Origin of the sequence: Dactylosporangium sp. NPDC050588, assembly GCF_040654975.1 — a bacterium.
GTDB classification, from domain to species: Bacteria; Actinomycetota; Actinomycetes; order Mycobacteriales; family Micromonosporaceae; genus Dactylosporangium; species Dactylosporangium maewongense.
Window position 1 is genome coordinate 1 of record NZ_JBFAJA010000222.1, and the last position, 2,107, is coordinate 2,107.

Annotated in this window: 1 protein-coding gene; it reads right to left on the reverse strand. The window is 73.2% G+C overall.

The genetic code is table 11. The features are described 5' to 3' along the window. Window positions 1–1,987: SDR family NAD(P)-dependent oxidoreductase (locus tag AB0I21_RS57400; protein ID WP_360574506.1), on the reverse strand; the 1,987-nt coding region annotated here is incomplete at its 3' end. Window positions 1,988–2,107: the final 120 nt, after the last annotated feature.

The window sequence follows — 2,107 nt, forward strand, 5'->3', positions numbered from 1 at the left end:
CCCGCTCCCCAACCACCAAGTCCCACAGACCCTCAGGCGACACCACACCACCCGGAAAACGACACGCCATCCCGACGATCACCACCGGATCGCCATCGATCACCCCCGCCGCGCTGTCCGACTCCACCGGCCTCGGCACGCCACCGAACAGCACCTCGTCCAGACGGCCGGCCAGCACCGCCGGCGACGGGTAGTCGAACACCAGCGTCGCGGGCAGCGGTTCGCCGACGGCCGTCGACAGCTGGTTGCGCAGTTCGACGGCGCTCAGCGAGGTGAAGCCGAGGTCCTTGAAGGGGCGTTCCATGTCGATCCGGCTCGGGTCGGTCTGGCCGAGGACGACCGCGGTGTGCTCTCGGACCAGGTCCGTGATGCGGGCCCGCCGTCCGTCGGGGGTGAGCTTGCCGAGCTCGGCGGTCGGCCGTCGGTCCGGTACCGGCGGTGTGGTGGCGGCGAGGTTGCTCAGCAGGGGGCTGGGCCGGGTGGCGGTGAACGCGGCCGGGAACTTCTCCCAGTCGATGTCGGCGATCGTCACCGAGGTGTCGCCGCGGTCGAGGACGTATTGGAGGGCGGCCAGGGCTCGGTGCGGTGGCAGCGCCGTGTATCCGGTGCGGCGCAGCTCGCGTACGCCGTCAGCCATGCCCGCGCCCGCCCAGGGCCCCCACGAGATCACGACCGCGGGCCGTCCGGCCTTGCGCATCCGGCGGCCGAGCGCGTCGAGGTACGCGTTGGCGGCGGCGTAGTTGGCCTGCCCCGGCGTTCCGATGGCCCCGGCGACCGAGGAGAACAGCACGACCGCGGTCAGCGGGTGGTCGCGGGTCAGTTCGTCGAGCAGGCACGCCGACTGCGCCTTGGCGGCCAGCACGGTCTCGAACCGTTCCGGCGTCAACGATGCGATCACTCCGTCGTCGAGGACTCCCGCGGCGTGGAAGACGGCCGTGACCGCGCCGACGGTCCGCAGCGCGTCCGTGACCTGTTGCCGGTCGGCGACGTCGCAAGCGAGGACGGTGACTTCCGGCCCGTGCTCCCGCAGTTCCTGCGCGAGCTCAACAGCGCCGGGTGCGTCCGGGCCGCGCCGGCTGAGCAGGACGACGTGGTCCGCGCCGCGTTGCGCCACCCATCGGGCGACGGCTGCGCCGATCGCCCCGGTTCCTCCGGTGATCAGTACCGTGCCGTGCGGCGTCCAGGGTGCGCCGTCGGCGGGGCGTCCGGTCGACGGCAGTCGTTCGAGCCGGCGGACGAGGATGCCGGCGGTCCGGATGGCGACCTGGTCCTCGCCGCTGCCGGAGAGCAGGACGTCGACGAGGCGTTCGGCTGCGACCCGGCCGGCGGCGGGAAGGTCGATGAGGCCACCCCAGCGGGTGGGGTGCTCGAGGGCGGCGACCCGCCCGAATCCCCAGGTGGCCGCGGCGGCGGGGTGGTCGCCGGCGCCGGTGGTGGCTGCCCACACTGGACAGTGCGGTCCCGTGTCGGGGGTGGCCTGCAGCAGCCGCAGCACCCCGGCGAGGCCGTCGTCGCCGAGTAGCGAGAGGATCCCGTCATAGCCGTCGACGATCGGGTCGAGCGGCGTTGCAGGGTCCAGGACGAGCGTGGTGACGTCGGCGCCGGCGGCGGTGAGCGCGGTGGCGGCGGCGTCGGCCCAGCCGTCGGAGTCGCGGTTGCCGACGACCACGAGCCATCGCCCGGGTTGGCGAGTGCGGTCGAGTCGGGGCGCGCTGGTCCAGGTCTCGCGGTAGCACCAGCGGCGCAGCTCGGCCTCGTCCTGCTGCCGGTGCCGCCAGGCGGTGAAGGCGGGCCGCAGGGCAGCGAGGTCCTCGTCGAGGGGCACTTCGCCGCGCTCCACGGCGTCCCAGAACCCGCTGTCGCCGTCCGTGGTGTTCGACGCGGCGGGACGCGGCGGCAGCCAGTAACGCTGCCGTTGGAAGGCGTACGTCGGCAGGTCGGCTGGTCCTGCCCCGGCCGGCAGCACTGGCGTCCAGTCGACCGGCACCCCAACCGTATGCAACGCGCCCAAGGCCGTCAGGAACGCGACCACCTCATCAGCGTCACGACGCGACAGTGGCTTGACCTGACGATCAGCGAGCATCGCCGACAACGTCGCATCCGGACC